General features: G+C 70.5%; 4 protein-coding genes. All 4 read left to right on the forward strand.

Annotated elements, in window-relative coordinates; translation table 11 throughout:
* Positions 1–220 precede the first annotated feature (220 nt).
* Entirely contained in the window at positions 221–2,089 is a 1,869-nt protein-coding gene (gene dnaK, locus AB8Z75_RS30645) for a molecular chaperone DnaK (protein WP_369207700.1), read from the forward strand.
* Positions 2,086–2,832 (forward strand): nucleotide exchange factor GrpE, encoded by a 747-nt coding sequence (gene grpE, locus AB8Z75_RS30650; protein WP_369207702.1) that lies wholly within the window; start codon positions 2,086–2,088, stop codon positions 2,830–2,832. The genes dnaK and grpE overlap by 4 nt, the downstream gene beginning before the upstream one ends.
* Positions 2,833–2,859: 27 nt before the next feature.
* A complete protein-coding gene (gene dnaJ, locus AB8Z75_RS30655) occupies positions 2,860–4,059 on the forward strand; it encodes a molecular chaperone DnaJ (protein WP_369207704.1) in 1,200 nt (399 codons plus the stop codon).
* Positions 4,060–4,135: 76 nt separating this feature from the next.
* Positions 4,136–4,549 carry a helix-turn-helix domain-containing protein gene (locus AB8Z75_RS30660; protein ID WP_369207706.1) on the forward strand — a complete coding sequence of 138 codons (414 nt, stop codon included), beginning with the start codon at positions 4,136–4,138 and terminating at the stop codon, positions 4,547–4,549.
* Positions 4,550–4,629: the final 80 nt, after the last annotated feature.

Genomic DNA, 4,629 nt, shown 5'->3' on the forward strand with positions numbered 1-4,629 from the left:
CGGGGAGGGCACTCACCCCCGCCCGTACGCCGTTTGTGCGCGGCGGCTCCCCCCCTCGGGCCGGGGGTGAGTGCCCTCCCCGCAGTCAGCCATGCGCGCACCGTAGGCACAAGCCTTGAGTCTTGGCGGCTCAGGCTTGTTGACGCGTGGGTTCCGGTGATGCACTCTTGAGTCAGCTTCACTCAAGACGAAAGTCAGCAGACAGCTGGAGGAAACCGAAATGGCACGTGCGGTCGGCATCGACCTGGGTACGACGAACTCCGTCGTCAGTGTTCTCGAGGGCGGTGAGTCCACCGTCATCACCAATGCCGAGGGCGCCAGGACCACGCCGTCCGTCGTGGCCTTCGCGAAGAACGGCGAGGTCCTCGTCGGTGAGGTGGCCAAGCGCCAGGCCGTCACCAACGTCGACCGGACGATCCGGTCGGTCAAGCGCCACATGGGCACCGACTGGAAGGTCGGGATCGACGAGAAGGACTTCAACCCGCAGCAGATCAGCGCGTTCGTGCTGCAGAAGCTGAAGCGGGACGCCGAGTCGTACCTGGGCGAGAAGGTCGCGGACGCCGTCATCACCGTCCCCGCGTACTTCAACGACGCGGAGCGCCAGTCCACCAAGGAGGCCGGCGAGATCGCGGGCCTCAACGTGCTGCGGATCGTCAACGAGCCGACCGCCGCCGCGCTCGCGTACGGCCTGGAGAAGGAAGACCAGACGATCCTGGTCTTCGACCTCGGTGGCGGTACGTTCGACGTCTCGCTGCTGGAGATCGGCGACGGCGTCGTCGAGGTGAAGGCCACCAACGGCGACAACCAGCTCGGTGGTGACGACTGGGACCAGCGCGTCGTCGACTACCTGGTCAAGCAGTTCCAGTCCGGGCACGGCGTGGACCTGTCCAAGGACAAGATGGCTCTCCAGCGCCTCCGTGAGGCCGCGGAGAAGGCGAAGATCGAGCTGTCCTCGTCCACCGAGACGACGATCAACCTGCCCTACATCACGGCGTCCGCCGAGGGCCCGCTGCACCTGGACGAGAAGCTGACGCGCGCCCAGTTCCAGCAGCTGACCCAGGACCTGCTGGAGCGCTGCAAGACGCCGTTCCACAACGTGATCAAGGACGCGGGCATCCAGCTCAGCCAGATCGACCACGTGGTCCTCGTCGGCGGTTCGACGCGGATGCCGGCCGTCGCGGAGCTGGTCAAGGACCTGACCGGTGGCAAGGACGCCAACAAGAGCGTGAACCCGGACGAGGTCGTGGCGATCGGTGCCAGCCTGCAGGCGGGTGTGCTCAAGGGTGAGGTCAAGGACGTCCTGCTGCTGGACGTGACGCCGCTGTCGCTCGGTATCGAGACCAAGGGCGGCATCATGACCAAGCTGATCGAGCGGAACACCACGATTCCGACGAAGCGCTCGGAGACCTTCACGACGGCGGAGGACAACCAGCCGTCGGTGCAGATCCAGGTCTTCCAGGGTGAGCGGGAGATCGCGGCGTACAACAAGAAGCTGGGCATGTTCGAGCTGACGGGGCTGCCGCCGGCGCCGCGCAACGTGCCGCAGATCGAGGTCACCTTCGACATCGACGCGAACGGCATCATGCACGTCTCGGCGAAGGATCTGGGGACGGGCAAGGAACAGAAGATGCAGGTCACCGGCGGGTCCAGCCTGCCGAAGGACGACATCGAGCGCATGATGCGCGAGGCCGAGCAGTACGCGGAGGAGGACCACAAGCGCCGCGAGGCCGCCGAGACCCGCAACCAGGCCGAGCAGCTGGTCTACACCACCGAGAAGTTCCTCCAGGACAACGAGGAGAAGGTCCCCGCCGACACCAAGTCGGAGGTCGAGAGCTCCCTCACCGACCTGAAGGAGAAGCTCAAGGGCGAGGACACCGCGGCCATCCGCGAGGCGTCCGAGAAGGTCGCGGCCACCAGCCAGAAGCTGGGCCAGGCCCTGTACGCCGACGCGCAGCAGGCCCAGGCCGGCGGCGCCGAGGCGGGTGCCGGCGCGGCGGACGCGGGCAAGCCCGAGGGCGGCGCCGAGGATGACGTCGTGGACGCCGAGATCGTCGACGACGAGCAGAAGCCCAAGGACGGTGCGGCGTGACGGAGGAGACCGCGGGCGCCGGCAAGAAGCCGACGCCCGACGTCCCCGCCGACGCCGGCGAGCAGGCAGCAGCCGGGGCCGCCTCCGAGCAGGAGGCGGCCCCCGGGCCGGCGGCCGGGGACGCCCAGACCCTTGAGAACGCAGAGGGCGATGTGAGCGCGCAGGACATGGCCAAGGCCGAGGACGCCGCCGAGGAGCAGGGCGCGGAAGGCGCCACCGAGGACGGCGGCAGCGAGCTGGAGGCGGCCCGTACGGCGCTGGGCGAGCGTACCCAGGACCTCCAGCGGCTCCAGGCGGAGTTCCAGAACTACCGCCGCAGGGTCGAGCGGGACCGGGCGGCGGTCAAGGAGATCGCCGTCGCGAATCTGCTGACCGAGCTGCTGCCGGTGCTCGACGACATCGGCCGGGCGAGGGATCACGGCGAGCTGGTGGGCGGCTTCAAGTCGGTCGCCGAGTCGCTGGAGACGGTCGCGGCCAAGATGGGCCTCATGCAGTTCGGCAAGGAGGGCGAGCCCTTCGACCCGACGGTCCACGAGGCGCTGATGCACTCCTACTCTCCGGATGTCACGGAGACGACGTGCGTGCAGATCCTCCAGCCCGGGTATCGGATCGGCGAGCGGACGATCCGTCCCGCACGGGTCGGCGTCGCCGAGCCGCAGCCGGGCGCGTCGGGCGGCAAGAGCGAGGGCGGATCCGACGCTTCGGCAGCAGAAGAGGAGACCGGTGGCCCGGACGAGGGCTGACCGCGGACGAGAGGAGGGACGTCGGGGATGAGTACCAAGGACTTCATCGAGAAGGACTATTACAAGGTCCTCGGCGTCCCCAAGGACGCCACCGAAGCCGAGATCAAGAAGGCGTACCGCAAACTGGCGCGGGAGAACCACCCGGACGCCAACGCCGGCGATCCCAAGGCCGAGGAGCGCTTCAAGGACGCCTCGGAGGCGTACGACGTCCTCGGCGACCCCAAGCGGCGCAAGGAGTACGACGAGGCGCGCACCCTCTTCGGCGGCGGCGGGTTCCGGCCCGGCGGCGCCGGCGGCCAGGGCGGCGCGGGAACGTTCAACTTCGACCTGGGCGACCTGTTCGGCGGCGGCCAGGGCCAGGGTCCTGGCGGCGGTGCGGGAGGGCCCGGCGGCTTCGGCGGCGGCCTCGGCGACGTCTTCGGCGGGCTGTTCAACCGCGGCGGCACCGGCACCCGCACGCAGCCGCGGCGCGGTCAGGACATCGAGTCCGAGGTGACGCTCAGCTTCACCGAGGCGGTCGACGGGGCCACGGTTCCGCTGCGGATGTCCTCCTCCGCCGCGTGCAAGGACTGCGCCGGTACGGGCGACAAGAACGGCACCCCGCGCGTGTGCCCCACCTGTGTGGGCACCGGGCAGGTCTCGCGCGGCACGGGCGGCGGTTTCTCGCTGACCGACCCGTGCGTGGACTGCAAGGGGCGCGGGCTGATCGCGCAGGACCCCTGCGACACCTGCAAGGGCTCGGGGCGTGCCACCAGCTCGCGGACGATGCAGGTCCGCATCCCGGCGGGCGTCAGCGACGGGCAGCGCATCCGGCTGCGCGGCAAGGGTGCACCGGGCGAGCGGGGCGGACCCCATGGCGACCTGTACGTCGTCGTGCACGTGGACAAGCACCCGGTGTTCGGGCGCAGGGGCGACAACCTGACGGTCACCGTGCCGGTCACCTTCGCGGAGGCCGCGCTCGGCGGCGAGGTGAAGGTGCCCACGCTCGGCGGCCCGCCCGTCACCCTCAAGGTTCCGGCGGGCACCCCGTCGGGGCGCACGATGCGGGCGCGCGGCAAGGGCGCGGTCCGCAAGGACGGCACCCGGGGCGATCTGCTGGTGACGGTGGAGGTCACGGTGCCGACGGAGCTGGACGACAAGGCGCGGGACGCGCTGGAGACCTTCCAGGACGCGCTCGCGGACGAGGACCCGCGGGCGGCGCTGTTCAAGGCGGCGAAGGGAGACTGAGGTGGACGGCCGGGACGCACGCAGACGGACATTCGCCGCGGGCGGAGCGCGCGCCTCGCGTGCTGCGGCGTACGAGCTGACTGACGAAACCCCGGTCTACGTCATCTCGGTCGCCGCGCAGCTCTCCGGCCTGCACCCGCAGACTCTGCGGCAGTACGACCGGCTGGGCCTGGTCTCGCCCGACCGCACGGCCGGGCGGGGCCGCCGCTACTCGGCCCGCGACATCGAGCTGCTGCGCGAGGTGCAGCGGCTCAGTCAGGACGAGGGCATCAACCTCGCCGGAATCAAACGCATCATCGAGCTGGAGAACCAGGTCGCGGCGTTGCAGTCGCGGGTCGCCGAGCTGTCGTCGGCGGTCGAGGGCGCTGCGGCCGCGATGCGGCAGCGGGAGGCGCAGGTGCACGCCTCCTACCGGCGCGACCTGGTGCCGTACGAGGACGTGCGGCAGTCCAGCGCGCTGGTGGTCTGGCGCCCCACGCCCCGCCAGTAACCCGGTCTCCCGGTCCCGGTGCACACGCCCGCCCACCGCACCCCCGACCGGGGGCGGGGGTGCGGTGGGCGGGCGTGTGC

It is taken from the genome of Streptomyces sp. PU-14G (assembly GCF_041028275.1).
In the GTDB taxonomy this organism is placed as follows: domain Bacteria; phylum Actinomycetota; class Actinomycetes; order Streptomycetales; family Streptomycetaceae; genus Streptomyces.